General features: G+C 68.0%; 14 protein-coding genes and 1 pseudogene. 7 read left to right on the plus strand and 8 right to left on the minus strand.

The genetic code is table 11. The annotated features are described in order from the left end of the window. Nucleotides 1-39: 39 nt before the first annotated feature. The 7 genes and pseudogenes from alaS to CPZ00_RS09890 all read right to left on the minus strand — a co-directional run bounded on the left by alaS (nucleotide 40) and on the right by CPZ00_RS09890 (nucleotide 6,744). The gene (gene alaS / locus CPZ00_RS09865) at nucleotides 40-2,844 is read right to left on the minus strand and encodes an alanine--tRNA ligase (RefSeq protein ID WP_096390729.1); all 2,805 of its coding nucleotides are present in this window, start codon (nucleotides 2,842-2,844) and stop codon (nucleotides 40-42) included. Nucleotides 2,845-3,000: 156 nt separating this feature from the next. Next, the gene (locus CPZ00_RS09870) at nucleotides 3,001-3,936 is read right to left on the minus strand and encodes a BKACE family enzyme (RefSeq protein ID WP_096390730.1); all 936 of its coding nucleotides are present in this window, start codon (nucleotides 3,934-3,936) and stop codon (nucleotides 3,001-3,003) included. Nucleotides 3,937-4,074: 138 nt separating this feature from the next. Next, nucleotides 4,075-4,875, minus strand: coding sequence for a 23S rRNA (uridine(2552)-2'-O)-methyltransferase (locus CPZ00_RS09875; protein WP_096390731.1), 801 nt, complete (start codon nucleotides 4,873-4,875; stop codon nucleotides 4,075-4,077). 173 nt (nucleotides 4,876-5,048) lie between these two features. Continuing rightward, nucleotides 5,049-5,609: a GNAT family N-acetyltransferase gene (locus CPZ00_RS09880; protein WP_199243346.1), complete on the minus strand. Its 561-nt coding sequence runs from the start codon at nucleotides 5,607-5,609 to the stop codon at nucleotides 5,049-5,051. Beyond that, nucleotides 5,606-6,109, minus strand: coding sequence for a peroxiredoxin family protein (locus CPZ00_RS09885; protein ID WP_096391670.1), 504 nt, complete (start codon nucleotides 6,107-6,109; stop codon nucleotides 5,606-5,608). Before CPZ00_RS09885 ends, CPZ00_RS09880 begins: the two co-directional genes overlap by 4 nt. After that, nucleotides 6,095-6,295: pseudogene (gene samp2 / locus CPZ00_RS15890) on the minus strand (ubiquitin-like small modifier protein SAMP2); the annotation flags it as partial. The pseudogene samp2 and the gene CPZ00_RS09885, both read right to left, overlap by 15 nt. A 92-nt stretch (nucleotides 6,296-6,387) precedes the next feature. Then, the gene (locus tag CPZ00_RS09890) at nucleotides 6,388-6,744 is read right to left on the minus strand and encodes a winged helix-turn-helix transcriptional regulator (RefSeq protein WP_096390732.1); all 357 of its coding nucleotides are present in this window, start codon (nucleotides 6,742-6,744) and stop codon (nucleotides 6,388-6,390) included. A gap of 121 nt (nucleotides 6,745-6,865) precedes the next feature. Between CPZ00_RS09890 and CPZ00_RS09895 the strand changes: the two genes are divergently transcribed. The 5 genes from CPZ00_RS09895 to CPZ00_RS09910 all read left to right on the plus strand — a co-directional run bounded on the left by CPZ00_RS09895 (nucleotide 6,866) and on the right by CPZ00_RS09910 (nucleotide 13,593). Then, nucleotides 6,866-7,711 carry a VOC family protein gene (locus CPZ00_RS09895; RefSeq protein WP_096390733.1) on the plus strand — a complete coding sequence of 282 codons (846 nt, stop codon included), beginning with the start codon at nucleotides 6,866-6,868 and terminating at the stop codon, nucleotides 7,709-7,711. Between the two features lie 140 nt (nucleotides 7,712-7,851). Next, on the plus strand, nucleotides 7,852-11,097 hold the full coding sequence (locus tag CPZ00_RS09900) for a replication factor C small subunit (protein ID WP_233255069.1): 3,246 nt from the start codon (nucleotides 7,852-7,854) through the stop codon (nucleotides 11,095-11,097). Between the two features lie 9 nt (nucleotides 11,098-11,106). Further along, nucleotides 11,107-11,637: a metallophosphoesterase gene (locus CPZ00_RS09905; protein ID WP_096390734.1), complete on the plus strand. Its 531-nt coding sequence runs from the start codon at nucleotides 11,107-11,109 to the stop codon at nucleotides 11,635-11,637. A 628-nt stretch (nucleotides 11,638-12,265) separates the two neighbouring features. Beyond that, a complete protein-coding gene (locus CPZ00_RS16020; RefSeq protein ID WP_021075219.1) occupies nucleotides 12,266-12,394 on the plus strand; it encodes a DUF7859 family protein in 129 nt (42 codons plus the stop codon). A 2-nt stretch (nucleotides 12,395-12,396) separates the two neighbouring features. Beyond that, the gene (locus CPZ00_RS09910) at nucleotides 12,397-13,593 is read left to right on the plus strand and encodes an inorganic phosphate transporter (RefSeq protein WP_096390735.1); all 1,197 of its coding nucleotides are present in this window, start codon (nucleotides 12,397-12,399) and stop codon (nucleotides 13,591-13,593) included. A gap of 5 nt (nucleotides 13,594-13,598) precedes the next feature. Here CPZ00_RS09910 and CPZ00_RS09915 read toward each other — a convergent pair whose 3' ends face one another. Further along, a complete protein-coding gene (locus tag CPZ00_RS09915) occupies nucleotides 13,599-14,990 on the minus strand; it encodes a hemolysin family protein (RefSeq protein ID WP_096390736.1) in 1,392 nt (463 codons plus the stop codon). A gap of 231 nt (nucleotides 14,991-15,221) precedes the next feature. On the opposite strand from CPZ00_RS09915, the gene CPZ00_RS09920 reads away from it, so the two are divergent. Together CPZ00_RS09920 and CPZ00_RS09925 are read left to right on the plus strand one after the other, a co-directional pair. After that, complete coding sequence (locus tag CPZ00_RS09920; protein WP_096390737.1) at nucleotides 15,222-15,488, plus strand: glutathione S-transferase N-terminal domain-containing protein; 267 nt, start codon at nucleotides 15,222-15,224, stop codon at nucleotides 15,486-15,488. A 1-nt stretch (nucleotide 15,489) separates the two neighbouring features. Further along, nucleotides 15,490-16,002: a redoxin domain-containing protein gene (locus CPZ00_RS09925; RefSeq protein ID WP_096390738.1), complete on the plus strand. Its 513-nt coding sequence runs from the start codon at nucleotides 15,490-15,492 to the stop codon at nucleotides 16,000-16,002. Nucleotides 16,003-16,010: the final 8 nt, after the last annotated feature.

Below are 16,010 nucleotides of genomic sequence, written 5' to 3' on the forward strand. Positions count from 1 at the left end.
GGTCCGTCACGGCGGTGCCGGCACCACGGAAGCGCCCCGTTACGCTCGTCGGAGCGACCGAACCGTTTCGCCGGCCGCCTCGAGCGCGTCGTCGAGCGCGTCGACGTCGGGGCCGCCGCCTTGCGCGAAGTCCGGCGGGCCGCCCCCGCCGCCGCCGACCTTCCCCGCCAGCCGGCTCACGATCTCGCCGGCGTTGACGTCCACGTCGTCCGGGACGCCGACGACGAACTGGGCGGACCCGTCGTGTCCGGATCCCAACACCGCGACCGTTCCCTCCTCGACCATCGCGTTCGCGGTGGCGCGGAGCTCCTCCGCGTCCGCGTCGAGCCGCTGGACGACGACCGTCACCCCGTCGAGGTCGATCTCCTCGGCGTCGGCGCCCCCCGAAGCGCGGGCGGCCGCGAGCTCGTCCGTGAGCCGATCGATCTCCTTGCCCCGTTCCTTCCACTCCTCGAAGAACCGCTCGGCCGTCTCCGGCACGTCGAGCGGGTCGACGTCGAGAACGTCGGCGGCGTCGTCGAGGGCGTCCTCCGTGCGCTGGGTCGCCTCCAGGGCGGCGGTTCCGGCCGCGAAGACGATCCGCTCGACGCCGTCCTGCACCGGCTCCGTCTTGAGGACCTTTATCGCCCCGATATCGCCGGTTCGTCCGACGTGCGTTCCGCCGCAGGCCTGCACGTCGACGTCGCCGACGTGGATCAACCGCACGTTCGTGCCCGGCGGGATGCCGCCCTGGTAGAGGTCGAAGCCGTGCTCGGCCTCCGCCTCGTGGCGGTGGGGCCACTCCTGGTCGACCGGGATGTTCTCCATGACGAGCTCGTTGGCGACGCGCTCGATCGCCTTCACCTCCTCGCGGGAAACCCGCTCGTAGTGGCGGACGTCGAGCCGGGAGGAGTCGAGCCCCTTCTGGGCACCGGCCTGTCGGACGTGGTCGCCGAGCACCTCGCGGGCGGCGTGGCCGATGAGGTGGGTCGCCGTGTGGTGCCGCATCAGGCGCCGCCGCCGATCGCCGTCGACCTGTCCCCGAACGAACTCGCCCTTCCCGGGATCCCCGTCCGTCCGGTGGAGTACGACGTCGTCGACCGCCTGCACGTCGGTGACCTCGACGGTCGTCTCGCCGGCCGTCAGGGTGCCGTGGTCGGCGGGCTGGCCGCCGCCCTCGGGATAGAACATCGTCTGGTCGAGGACGACGTCGTAGGCGTCACCGTCCTCCGGCCCATCGTCGTCGTCCGCCTCCACCTCGAGGACGTCGAGGACGACCGCCTCGAACTCCAGTCGGTCCTGGTCGTCGTAATACAGCTTCTCCGTTTCGGGCAGGTCCGCGATCCGGTCGTCGCGTTCGGCCGTTTCCTCGTCGACCGTCTCCTCGTGCCTGTCGGCCACGAGCCCGTAGAAGTCGTCGGGGACGTCGACGGTCGCACCGCGATCCGCCGCGATCTCGGCGACCATGTCCGGTTGGATACCGTGGGAGTCGTACAGCTCGATGAGCGTCTCCGTGGGGATCGGGTCGCCGGTGCCGGCGTACTCGTCGGCAAGGGATTCGACCTTCCGGGCGCCGCGCTCGAGCGTCTTCCGGTACTTCCGCTCCTCGGTCCGGACGATGTCGCGGATCGTGTCGCGGTTCTCGTAGCCGAGGCGTTCGGCCTGCATATCGACCAGCTCGTCGAGCGGGGCGTCGACCCCCACCGTGTCCACGAGCCGCTTGGTCCGACGGAGCACCATCCGGGCGAGGTAGCCGGTGCCGACGTTCGAGGGAACGATCCCGTCGCCGAACATGTACGCGAGCGTCCGGGAGTGGTCGGCGATCGCGTAGATGTCCTCGAGCGGCTCGAGGAGGTCGACCAGCTCGTCGACGTCGACGTCGAGCTTCTCGGCGATGTCGCCGCGTGCGGCCTCCATGTCGTCGACGTCGTCGATGTCGAGCCGGCCGGCGAGCTTCGCCGCCCGGTTGACGATCGCCCGCTCCTCGTCGGTGTAATCGATCCCGGCGTGCTCCTTCAGGAACTCGATGGCGTCGGGGTAGATCGCCTCGTAGACCGTGGCCGTTCCCTGGCTCATCCAGGTCCAGCGCTCGAGGCCGTACCCCGTGTCCACGATGTAGGTGTCCATGTAGGAGTAGGTGTTCCCGTCCTTGAGCTCGTAGTCGCCGTCGGGGTCCTGCTCCATACACATGAAGACGAGCGTGGCGAGCTCGGCACCCTTATAAATGACCTCGATCGCCGGGCCGGCGTTGCCGCCGCCGACCCAGGGGTCCTCGATGTAGGTGATCTCGTCGAGGTTCGCCCCCATCGAGTCGAAGAACTCGTCGCAGTACTGGACCGTCTCGTCCTTCCAATAGACCTCGCCCTCGTAGGCGTACTCCTCGTCGGCGTCCTCCCGGACGTTGAACGCGTGGTGGGCCATCATCTCGAAGGCCATCGTGTGCCGGCCCGTCTTGCCGACGTTGTCGATGTCCTGCATCCGGATGCAGGGCTGGGAGATCGCGAGCGGGTTCGCCGGCGGCGGCGTTTGTCCGGAGGTCACCAGGGGCTGGAAGTCGTATATCGACGCCTGCGTCAACAGGACGTCGTCGCGCCAGCGGTTCGCCGCGACCGGATACGGGTCGATCCGCTCGTGGTCGTGGCCCTCGAAGAAGGAGAGGAACGCCTCCCGCATCTCCTCGAGCGTATACGCCTCGTCGAACCCGGGATCGTCGATGAAGCTGTAGTCCGCACACGGCGGCTCCCCACAGGTGGTCCGGTCCGGGTCGCGCGTCCAGAAGTGGACGCCGCAGGAGGAACACTCCCGACGATGAAAGCCCTCCTCCTCGAAGTAATCGAGGCGATATTCGGCTTCGAGCGTGCTCATTACCGTTGTGTGGCTGGCGTTCGGCCAAAAGGGTTCCGGGGTCGAACAGCCGGAGGCGAACGGGGTCCGATCGTGGGCCCCCGAGCCGAAAGCCGGACGCCGTCATACGTCGACCGCGCCGGGGGACGGTCGTCAAAACGCGCCGGGGGACGGTCGTCAAAACGCGACGTTCGAGGCGCCTTTCAGGCCGAGGAACTCCCGAACCTCGTCGGGGGATGCGATCTCGCGGCCGGTGATCTCGCGGGTCTGGTGGACCATCTTCTCGACGAGGTCCGCGTTCCGTTCCGCCAGTTCGCCCTTCCGGAGGTAGAGGTTGTCCTCCATCCCGACCCGAGCGTGGCCGCCCGCCGAGATCGCCTGGGTCGTGAGCGGGAACTGCATCCGGCCCGCCCCGACCACCGAGAAGGAGTACCGGTCCCCGAACAGTCGCTCCGCGGTCCGGATCATGTGGGTGAGGTGTTCGGGATCGGCGCCGATCCCGCCGTGGATCCCCATCACGAACTGGAGGTGCAGCGGCGGGTCGAGGATCCCCCGGTCGAGGAAGTGTTTCGCGTTGTGGAGATGGCCCACGTCGTAACACTCGAGCTCGGGCATCGTCCCGTGCTCGGCGAACAGCGGGATGATCTGCTCGAGGTCCGCGAAGGTGTTCCGGAAGACGAACTCGCGGGTGTTCTCGAGGAACGGGCGCTCCCACTCGTACTCGAACTCGTCGTACGCCTCGAGGATCGGGTACAGACCGAAGTTGATCGACCCCATATTACAGGAGGCCATCTCCGGCTCGAGCTCGGGTACGACCTGGACCCGTTCCTCGAGGGTCATGTTCGACCCGCCGCCGGTGGTCGGCTGCACGATCACGTCACGGCGCTCCCCGATCCGCGTTGCGACCTCGCGGAACAGCTCGAGGTCGGGCGAGGGCTCGCCGGTCTCGGGGTCCCGCACGTGAACGTGGACGATGCTCGCCCCGGCGTCGGCGGCAGCGACGGCCTCCTCGACGATCTCGTCGGGCGTGATGGGCAGGTGCGGCGACATCGTCGGGACGTGGATTGATCCCGTGACTGCACACGTGATGATCGCCTTCTCGAACGAGCGCATACCCGACCCACCGAGGCGGGGGATAAAAGCGCTCCCCCCGGTCGGGGACGGCGGCGGTCCCGAAACGGCGGTCCCGAAACGGCGGCGGTCCCGGTTCCGGATTGACACCGGTCCCGGCCCCGAGACCGCGTGCGGCGGTTAGTCGACGCGCTCGGCGAAGCCGAACCGCGGCTTGACGTCGTCGACGACGATCTCGGCTGTCTCCCCGGTCTCGGCGCCGGGCACGAACAGCGTGTAGCCGTCGACCGTGGCGATCCCGTCGCCCTCGCCGCCGACGTCCTCGATCTCGACCGCGAGCCGGTCGCCAGCCTCGACGGGCGCGGTCATCCGACCCTTCGCGACGAGGTACACCTCCGAGGAGGAGTCGCGGGAGGCGGGCGGCGAGACCACGCGGACGTACTCGAACTCCGCCTCGATGTCCTCCTGAAGCGCCTCCAGATCCCGCCCCTGAAACACCTTGACGACGAGGTCGCCGCCGGGCGCCAGGAGGTCCAACGCGACCTCGAACGCCTGCCGGGCGAGGTGGACCGAGCGGGCGTGGTCGAGGCCGTACTCGCCGGTCATGTTCGGCGCCATGTCCGAGACGACCACGTCGGCGCCGCGCTCGCCGATCGTCTCGCGGAGCCGGTCCCCGGTCTTTTCCTCGGTCATATCGCCGCGGATCGTCTCGACGCTCGCGACGTCCCCGTCGCCCCAGTCGTCCGCCTCCGGATCGAGATCCCGGATGCGCTGGAGGTCGACCCCGACCACGGTTCCGCCCGCCCCGACTCGCTCGGCGGCGATCTGTAGCCAGCCGCCCGGCGCCGCGCCCAGGTCGACGACCGTGTCGTTCCGGTCGAACAGCGAGGCGGTCTCGTCGAGCTGCCGAAGCTTGTAGGCGGACCGGCTGCGGTAGCCCTCCTGTTTGGATCGATTGTAGTACTCGTCCTTCCCCGTCATGGATTCCTCCCCGGTTCCCGGAGGTCGCTCCGGGAACCGGTCGCCGACGAACGCGCGTTCATACCGATCCTGACGTCGTCGACCCGGAAAGGCACGTCGGATGGCCGTCGATCCGGCGTCGGCGCCCTCGTCTCACGGTCGAGTATAAAAGGTGGCCGGCGAACGGCGGGCGATCATCCGCGGTCGGACGCCTCGACGTCGACGACGCCACGCAGCCGATCCGGCCCCTCGACCGGCTCGATCCGGAACCCGAGGTCGGCGTAGAACTCCCGCAGATCGCTTTCGAAGGCGGCCGTCAGTCGGTCGACGCCACGTGTCGCGGCCAGGTCGATCGCGGCCCGCACGAGCGCGGACCCGATCCCGGCCTCGCGTCGGTGGCGCGTGACGGCCACGGCGTCGATGTGAAGTCGACGCTCGTTCGCCAGATGACGGTCAGCGTCCGCCACGTGGCTGACCTCGTCGTCACGATATTCAAGCGAGAGCGCGCCGACGACGGTTCGCGTCCGCTCGCCCTCGGCCGCCGGGTCGGTCTCCGCCAGGAGCACGCGTCCGTCGTCGATCCCGGACCGAAGAATCTCGGCGTCGACCTCGAGCAGGGCGCCCTCGAGGACGCGGATCACGTCGACCGCGTCGTCCGCCCCGGCGCGGCGGACCCCGATCCCTGCGGGCAGATCGTTCGGTGGGGACCACGAGCCGCCGTCGGTGACGAGTCGCTCGCTGGTGGCGTGGGTCACGCGAACTTCGCCGCCTCCTCGAGGATCGCGTCGATCCCGGGTCGGTCGCCGGGGTGGGATCCGGTGTACCGCCAGAGGACCTCGGGCTCCCGGCGCAGGTCGACGAGGACGACCTCCGGCATCCGGCCGATCAGGTCGACCCGCCGGCCGATCGGCCCGAACCGACGCGACTGGCCGTACTGGCTCGCGATCTCGGTCTCCGGATCCGCGATGAAGGGGTATGGAACGTCGTACTCGTCGACCCATTCGGCGGCCCGATCGCGGTTCTCCGGCAGGATCGACACCGCCTCGACGCCGGCCTCGCGGAGGGCATCGTGGTTCGAGACGACGGTCTTGACCTGGGTGCGACAGTTCCCGCAGAGGTGATCGCGGTGAAACAGCAGGACCGCGAGGTCCGACTCGAGGCCGGACAGGACGAACGGGTCCGGTCCCGAACCGACGTTCGCGCCCTCGAAGTCGACCGTCTCGGGCGCGTGGACGCGCCCGGATCCGCCCTTGATGAGCCGGAGGACCGTCACGCGGTCGGCGTCGACGGCCCGGTCCTCGGGGACCGGCGACCCCTCGACGAGCGCGGCGGCCTCCTGGGGGCTGTAGCCCACCGACCGGATCAGGTCGGCGTAGGTGTCCTCGGGCTCGCAGGAGAGCTCGCGGGTCCCCTCGCCGACGACCTCGACGGTGACGTGCATACCCGTGCTCGGGCCCGGATCGGGTTGAACCGATCGGTTCGAACGGCGGATCGGGACCCCGCCACTCACTCCGTATGGCCGGGAGGGGAACGTCACTCGAGCCAGTCCGCACCCCATTCGTCCAAAGCGTCGAACACGGGGCAGAGCTCGCTCCCCTTCTCGGTCAGCGTGTAGTAACTGGCGACCGGCGACTCCAGCTCCTTGCGGTTGTCGATGAAGCCGTCGTCCTCCAAGTCCTCGAGGACGCGGGACAGCGTGTACGAGCTCGCTCCGGTCGAGCGTTTGAGTTCGTTGAAGCGCTTTTCTCCTTCCCGGAGGTCGTTGAGGACGACGAGCGTCCACTTCGATCCCACCGCTTCGACCGCCCCGACGACGTTACAGACGTCGGCATTGCGCCGTTCGACGTCGGACTGCCCCTCCGCGTCAGTTTCCGGTGGTTGGGTCGCCATAACCTGGTCACATAATTATAACCGTATCTATAAGTAGGTTTGGTACCAAACTAGGTAACGTAATGGAACTACGAAACGCGACGCTGCTCGCACTCGAAACCACCGTGACGCTCGATCCACGATGCCCGCGGAGATAGACGGAGTACCCCCGGAGACGCACATCGGACGGACCGCGCTCACGGTGTCGGATCTCACGGGGATGGTCGACTTCTATCGGGACGTCGTCGGGCTCTCCGTGCTCAGTGACTCCGATTCGACCGCAGTTCTCGGCGTCGAGGGGACTCCGCTACTCGTATTGGAGCACGACCCGGATGCGCTCACCCGACACCGGTCGAGTGCGGGGCTCTTTCACAACGCGTTCAGGGTTCCCTCACGCGAGGCGTTGGGCGACGCGTTAACCCGCGTGCAGGAGCGCTGGCAGCTCGGCGGCGCGTCGGACCACGGCGTGAGCGAGGCGCTATACCTCTCGGACCCGGAGGGCAACGGCATCGAGATCTACCGGGATTACCCACGGGAAGAGTGGCCCCGCAGCGACGACGGGACCGTTCGAATGGGCACGTATCCCCTCGATCTCGAGCCGGTGGTGGCCGCCGCCGCAGGCGAAGCGGGCCTGCCCGCCGAAACGGACGTGGGACACGTCCACCTCGAGGTGTCATCGCTTGCGGAGTTTCAGGACTTCTACGTGGACCGGGTCGGGTTCGAGACGCAAACCTCCATGCCGGCCGCGCGTTTCGTCTCCGCCGGCGGCTACCACCACCATCTGGGCGCGAACACGTGGAACCACCGGTCCGGTCCGGTCGCCGGCAGGGGGTTGTCGTGGTTCGAAGTGGTGCTTCCCGACGCGGCGGCGCTGGAGGCGCTTGCGGACCGGCTCGCGGACGGCGAGTATGCCGTCACCGAGGTGGACGACGGCGTCTCCGTCACGGGACCGGACGGGATCGAGGTCTGGTTCCGCGTCGGGACGTAGATTCAGTGCCGTCCCGGCGGTACGTATAAACGATCGACCAGGTCGTGACGGAACGATCGGTCAGGCTGCGACGACCGATCGACGGCCAGCCGAGCCGGCGTCTCGGTTCGTTTATGACCCTGCCGACGGTGGTCTCTCGTATGAGCGAGCCCGAGGAGCCGACGGACGCGGAGGCGGGGACGTCGGACGTGGACGCCGAGGCGGAGACGTCGGCCGCCGCGACCGCGACCGGCCGGGAGATCTGGATCGAGAAGTATCGACCGCAGACGCTTGCGGACATCCACGGCCACGAGGACATCGTCGAGCGGCTCGAGAGCTACATCGAGCAGGACGACCTGCCGCACCTGCTCTTCTCGGGGCCGGCCGGCGTCGGGAAGTGCGTTACCGGAGATACGCCGGTGCTGACGGGCAGTGGCGTCCGTCGGATCGAGGACGTCGTCGGCGACGTCGAGGGGTTCGCTGCGCCGGGAAGCGATCTCATGGTCGCCACGCTGACGGCGGAAAACGATCTCGAGTACGTCTCGCCCTCGGACGTGTTCGCGAAGGACGCGGACGAGCTCGTGACGATCCGGACGCGGGACGGTGGCGAGTTTCGGGTGACGCCGGAGCACAAGCTCCGCGTCATCACCGAGGAGGGCTTCGAGTGGGTCGAGGCGGCGTCGCTGTCGGCCGACGACCGGATCGCACGCCCCCGATCGGTTCCAGCACCCGATCCCACGGCACCTCCGGAACCCTCGACAGCCGATACCTCGACGCCAGCCGACTCCCCGACGTCGAATGGATCGCCCTCGTCTCCGTCCTCGTCTTCATCGCCAACTCCAGCCCCGTCGCTTCGGTGGTTCGACTCGATGGATCCGGACCGGACCGAAGTGAGGCTCTCGGCCGATGCACTCGGAGATCACGCGGCGACGATCGGGACCGAGATCGACGAGCCGGTTCCGCTATCCCGGCTCCACGAGAGCGACCTCGAACCGGGGCAGTGGATCCCCGGGGTCGAGGAGATCGAGTACGTCGCGGCGAACGGCCGTCGGGCCCGCCCCATCACGCCGCCGACCACGATGACGCCGATACTTGCACGATTCGTCGGACTCGCCATCAGCGAGGCGAGCATCGATAACGGGCAGATCAAGTTCTACAACACGGACGAGGGACTTCTCGACGCGTTCGAAGCCGCGGCGAAGGCGGTCTTCGACGTCGAAACGGTCCGCGGTCGCCAGCACGACGTCCCGTTCGTCCGGCTCGGGTCGAAAACGCTCACCCACTACCTGGAGTCGACCGTCGACGTCTTCGCGAGCGCAGCCGGCGGGTCGGGGATCGGGTCCGCGATCGTCTCCGCGGATCGGGACTCCCGAGCGGCGTTCCTGCGGGCGGTCTTCGATGCGGAAGCACACGTGGATACGGGCGGCACGATCGAACTCATCCAGCGAAACCCGGACCACATCACCCTCGTATCCTACCTCCTCGCGACGTTCGGGATCCCGAGCCGGCGAGCGACGATGGAGAAAGCCGCCACGAACGGAACGGGGATCGAACGAACCTACCACGCGATATACGTCTCCGGGTCACGGGTCCTCCAGCGGTTCGAGTCGACGATCGGATTCTCGATCGACGAGAAGGCGGACCGGCTCGCCGATCACGCCGAAAAGACGTCGAACCCGAACCACGACACGATGCCGCGCCAGGCGGTGCTCCGGAAGCTCTGTGACCGTCTCGACCTCCGGGTGACGGACCACCTTCCGAGATCGCTGGATCCGGACACCCCCGGACGGGAACGCTACTGTGCGGCGTTGAACGACGTGATCGACGCGGCGACGGAGCGGATCGAGAACTGTCAACGCGCGCTCGAACGGCTCGACCGGATGGAGCCGCTGCTCGACGCCACGACGAGCCTGCCGGCGGCGTGGGTCGAGTCACGCGGGGCGCTGGCGCCAATCGAGACGCGTACGGAGATCGCCGAGTCGACCGGCGTGCGTTCCGATCGGCTGCTCGAGTGCAGCGACGGCCGCAGGACGCCGTATTCCTCACGAGCGCTCTCGATGCTCGAGGAACTCGATCGGCCGATCGAGGTCACCGCCGATCAGCCGATCGAGATCGGTGCCGATCAGCCAGGTGGTTCGACGGCCGACCGGCTCGACGGAACGATGCTGCAAACGGTCAAACTGGAACTTCGGACGTGTCGCGACCTGATCGGCGCCACCGACGTCGAGATCACTGAGGGGCTCGAGTTCGGCCCGTCGGATCTGCGAAACCTGCTCGAAGCCGACGGACACGCCGTCCGCGTCGTGACGCGGTTCGAAACCGTCGCCAACCGACTTCGGGAGGTCGCGCTCGACCGGCTGACGCTCGAGACGATCGAGTTGCTCGAGGAGGCCGCACGGATCGCGAACGCCGACCTGTACTACGACCGCGTCGAGTCGGTCGAACGGACCGACGCCGACGAGCGGGTCTACGATCTGACGGTTCCCGGGACGCGAAACTACGTCGCCGGAAACGTTCCCACGGTGATGCACAACACCACCTCGGCAACGGCGATCGCCCGCGAGATCTACGGCGACGACTGGCGCGGGAACTTCCTCGAGCTCAACGCCTCCGACCAGCGCGGGATCGACGTGGTCCGGGACCGGATCAAGAACTTCGCGCGGTCGTCGTTCGGGGGGTACGAGCACCGGATCATATTTCTTGATGAGGCCGACTCGTTGACGTCTGACGCCCAGTCAGCGCTTCGGCGGACGATGGAGCAGTTCTCGGACAACACCCGGTTCATCCTCTCGTGTAACTACTCCTCGAAGATCATCGACCCGATCCAGTCGCGGTGTGCCGTCTTCCGGTTCTCGCCGCTGTCGGACGAGGCGATCGCGAGCCAGGTTCGGGAGATCGCCGCCGCAGAGGGGATCGAGGTGACCGAGGCGGGCGTCGACGCGCTCGTGTACGCGGCCAACGGCGACATGCGTCGCGCGATCAACTCCCTGCAGGCGGCCGCGACGACCGGCGAGGTCGTCGACGAACAGGCCGTCTACGCGATCACCGCGACCGCCAGACCGGAGGAGATCGAGTCGATGGTCACGGACGCGCTCTCGGGCGATTTCTCGAGGGCGCGCGCGACCCTGGACACGCTGCTCACAGAGACCGGAATGGCCGGCGGCGACGTGATCGACCAGCTCCACCGGTCGGTCTGGGAATTCGACCTCTCCGAGCGCGAGGCGGTCCGGCTGATGGAGCGGATCGGCCAGGCCGACTACCGGATCACCGAGGGCGCCAACGAGCAGGTGCAACTGGAGGCGTTGCTGGCCGCGCTCTCGCTGCCCGAGGAAGACGACGGGACGGCGACGGCGGGGGAGAGGGAACCGAAACCGGAACGCCGGGACGGACACGACGAGGGGGCCTGAACGTCCGCGATGCTCACCGTCGTCTCCGACACCCATAGCACGGACGGTCATCGCCTCACGGGACGCACGCTGACCGCGGTTCGGGAGGCGGACGTCGTGATCCACGCGGGGGATTTCCACCGCGAACCGGTCCTCGACGCGTTCGCCGCGGAGGCGGCCACCCTCCGCGCGGTGTCCGGAAACAACGCCGACGCCGCGATCCGCGACCGGCTGCCGGCCGATCGGACCGTCGAGTATGCCGGCCTCAGATTCGCGGTGACGCACACCAAACGCGGCGGCGAAACGGCGCTCGCGCTGTTCGGCCGCGAGCGTGCGGCCGACGTCGTGGTCTTCGGCCACAGCCACCGACCGACCGTCACGGAGACGGACGACGTGACGCTCGTCAACCCGGGGAGTCACGCACAGCCGCGTGGGAACCGGGCGGCACACGCGGAGTTCGAGCCGGTCGACGGCGACGGCGTCCTCGAGGGGCGGCTCGTGACGCCGGCCGGGGACGTCTTCGAGCGGTTTCGGGTTCACGGGGACTCGATACGGGAGTGACACGCCCGAGGTGAGACGTCAGGAGTGACACTCGACCGACTCGACGGCAGGCCGGCGACACGTGGGGTCGGTGGAGAACCGAGGCGGAGACGACGCTCCGGAGACCAACACGTCGAGAAGTGACGACACCGCGCTCGGCGGTCGAGACGGAGCACGGGCCCGACCGGATCGGATGCTTGGGCGGGTCGGTGGTGGGTGGGTGGGTGGGTGGGTGGGGGACACCGACCCGAATCGGTCCGACCCGACCACGGTATGGGTACGGGGGACGCGTCGTCGGCACACGACGCACATGGGGGATGTGGATCGTGGCGTGCTCGCGACGGTGGTGGTTCGTGGGTGTGATCGCGGCGGACGAATTCGGCGACGCGAGAACGCGCCGCGGCGTCACGACCGCGACCGGAGGGCCGAAGCGGGTGTCGCGGGTGAACCAACGGCCCCCGGGAGTATATACCCGCGTTAAGCACAAACGGCGATTTTAGCTACGTCGTTCGGCCTCGGCCCTCGGCGGCTCCCTCGGGAGCGCGACGCCCGCGACGACGGACCGCGACGCTCGGCCCGACCGCGAGTCTCGGGACGACACGGCGCGCCGAAACGCCTAACACCACGCCGGAAGTAACCCGGGGCAGACATGGACTCGCCCGATCCGCTGTTCGTCGGCCTGCTGATCGCGTTGGCGGCCTTCTTTCTCTTCGCGTATCTCCTCGTCCGGCGAACGCTGTTGAGCCTGCGGAAGGGCTACGAGGACGGACAACGGTAGCGATGGCGCTGGAAACCGCCGCCACGTTCGCCGTCGCGGGACTCGCGAGCCTGTTCATGGCGTGGGCGATCGGCGCGGGGTCGTCGGGGTCGACGCCGTTCGCGCCGGCGGTCGGCGCCAACGCCATCTCGGTGATGCGGGCGGGGCTCGTCGTCGGCGTCCTCGGCTTCCTCGGCGCGGTGCTGCAGGGAGCGAACGTCACCGAGGCGGTCGGAACGGAGCTGATCGGCGGCGTCACGCTTACCGCCGGCGCGGCGATCGTGGCGCTGCTCACGGCCGCCGCGCTCGTCGCGATCGGCGTCTTCACCGGCTATCCGATCGCGACCGCGTTCACCGTCACGGGGGCCGTCGTCGGCGTCGGTCTCGCGATGGGCGGGGCACCGGCGTGGGCGAAGTACACCGAGATCGCCACGCTCTGGGTGCTCACTCCGTTCGTCGGCGGCGGGAGCGCGTACGTCGCGGCGCGCGCACTGCAGAGCGACCGGGGATCCGAACGGGCTCTGACCGCGGTCCTTGCCGGGATCGTGGGCGTCATCCTCGGAAACATCGGGTTCGCGTTCCTCGGACCGGCGAACCAACAGGGATCCCTCGCGGGAACGTTCGGCACGAAGCTGCCGGTCGGGTCGTGGATCGGGATCGACCTCGGCCCGGTCCTGTTGACGCTCGCCTGCGCCGTGGTCGTCGGGTGCGTCGTCTATCTCGACATCGGGCGCGACCGGGACGGCGGCCAGCGGCGGTTTCTGTTGGCGCTCGGCGGCCTCGTCGCGTTCTCCGCCGGCGGGTCCCAGGTCGGCCTGGCGATCGGACCGCTGGTTCCGATACTCGACGACGCCGCGGTCCCCCTGTGGGCAGTCCTCGTCGGCGGCGGGACCGGGTTGTTGATCGGGTCCTGGACCGGGGCACCACGGATGATCAAGGCGATCGCCCAGGACTACGCGTCGATGGGGCCACGGCGGTCGATCGCGGCGCTCATCCCGTCGTTCGCGATCGCTCAGACTGCGGTCGCGTTCGGGATCCCCGTCTCGTTCAACGAGATCATCGTCTCGGCGATCGTCGGCGCCGGCTATGCGGCCGGCGGATCCGGCGTCAGCAAGCAAAAGATGGGCTACACGGTGTTCGCGTGGATCGGCTCGCTGACGGTCTCGTTGGCGGTTGGCTTCGGTACATACTGGCTGCTGTCGACGGTTGGCGTCGTGTAGCGTCCTCAGTTCGGGTCTGATTCCGGCGTCTGTTCGACCGCCGCGTCCTCCCCCTCGATCTCGGCGGCCGTCTCGGCGCCGTACTCGTCGGTGACGGTCACGCGAGCCTTCATGATCCGCGTGTTGTCGACGCGCTCGATCCGGATGTCGATCCCGTCGTAGGCGATCGACTCGCCCTCCTCGACGAGCCGGCCGGCGCGGTTGAACACGAAGCCGGCGAGCGTCTCGAACTCCTGCCCCTCCGGGAGGTCGATTCCGAGCATCTCATTCACCTCGTCGATGTTGACCTCCCCCTGAACCATCGCGACGTTCTCGTCGATGAACTCGATCGGCTCGGGCTCGTCGCCCTCGAGGATGTCGCCGACGATCTCCTCGACCATGTCCTCCAGGGTGATGATCCCCTCGGTCGTGCCGAACTCGTCGATGACGATGACCATCTGGAGCCGATTGTCCTGCATCTCCTCGAGGAGCTCGTCCGCGTTCTTCGATTCGGGCACGTGCAGCGTCGGCTTGACGACGCGCTCCAGGGAGGGCTCACCCTCGGCGTACCGGAGCTCACGAACGAGGTCACGGACGGTGACGACGCCGACGATGTTGTCGAGGTTCCCCTCGTAGATCGGGACACGCTCGTGGTCCGACTGGACGCAGGTCTGGATCGCCTCCTCGACGCTGGCCGATTTCGGGACGGCGGTGACGTCGAGCCGCGGCGTCATCACCTCCTTGGCGATCGTGTTGTTGAACCGGAATATGCGGTCGAGCATCTCCCGTTCGTCCTCCTCGATGACGCCCTCGCGCTCGCCGGTCTGGATGATGTTCTGGATCTCCTCGCGGGTGACGTACGTCGACTCGATCGCCGCCCGACCGCCGGTGATCCGGTTGATGACGCGGGTGAGGTAATCGAAGAGGATCACCAGCGGGAGCAACAGCCATTCGGAGTACTGCAGCGGTCGAGCGATCCGCAGCGACCACGACTCGCTATGTTCGACCGCGTAGGACTTCGGCGCGGTCTCGGCGAACAGCAACACGATGGCCGTGATCCCGAACGTGGTGGCGACGATCGCCTGCCCCTGCGAGAGGTAGAAGCCGAACATCGACGTGGCGATCGCTGACGTCGCGATGTTGACGATGTTGTTGCCGACGAGGATCGTCACCAACAGTCGGTGTGGGTTCTCGCGGAGCTTCTGGACGGTCCGTGCCCCACGAACGTCCTCCTCGACCAGGTTGTCGACGCGGTGTTTCGGCAGCGAGAACATCGCGATCTCCGAGGAGGAGAAGAAGGCGGACAGTCCCAGGAGCACGACGATCGCGAGGCATCCGAGGATCGTCCACGTCGTCGTGCTGACCGGCCCGACCTGGAGAAGCCCGGCGGCCAGCGGCGTATTCGGCGACAAGCCCATTCTCGTTACACCTGAGGGAGGCAACGGTTAAATGATTACGTCTGACGACCGGACCATCGAGATCGGACCATCGAGATCGGACCATCGAGATCGGACCATCGAGATCGGACCATCGAGATCGGACCGTCGAGATCGGGACGCGAAGAGGAGCGACGCGATCGCGCGCCACGATCAGTTTGCCCGCGATCCGAGGACGACACGGTTACCCCTTCGGCGTTCCTATCGGGAGGTATGCCCGACGAGACGACCGACATCACGCTGTATCGGCTGCAGGCGTGCCCGTTCTGCGAGCGGGTCGTCCGAACCCTCGATGAACTCGATCTGTCGTACCGCTCGCGGTTCATCGAGCCGATGCACTCGGAGCGAAACGTCGTCAAGCGCGTCACCGGCGCGCGAACGGTCCCCGCGATCGTCGACGAGACCACGGGCGTGACGATGTCCGAGAGCGCAAACATCGTCGAGTACCTCGAGACGACCTACGGCGAGGGAGGCGCCTGAGATGGTTGACTTCGACGTCGTCGAGCTGCCGGAGACGGACCACGTCGCGGTCGGCGAGACTGCCCCCGACTTCACCCGCCCGCTCGTGAACACGGAGTTCTGGGAGGACCGATCGCTGTCGAGCCTCCTCGCGGACGGCCCGGTCCTGCTCGTCGCGTACCCGATGGACGGCGCCTTCCCGGCGACGTACGTCTGGAACGAGATCGCCGACCGCGGCTGGACCGACGCGATCGACGTCGTCGGGATCGGTATCTCGACGCCCTACGAGCACGGGACGCTGCTCGCGGAGCGGGGTGTCGACGCGCGGCTGTTCTCGGATCCCGCCGCGTCGGTCCTCGAGGAGTACGGGGTCGCGAACGACCTCGACGGGATGACGGGGATCGTCGACGCCAGACCCGCCGTCTTCGCGATCGACGAGGACCGAACCGTCCGCTACGCGTGGGTGGCCGACGAGCATCCCGAGTTCCCGCCCTACGACGCGATCGGCGAGGCGATCGACGACCTGACCGCCTGAGTTCGCCG

It is taken from the genome of Halopenitus persicus (assembly GCF_002355635.1).
Classification (GTDB): domain Archaea; phylum Halobacteriota; class Halobacteria; order Halobacteriales; family Haloferacaceae; genus Halopenitus; species Halopenitus persicus_A.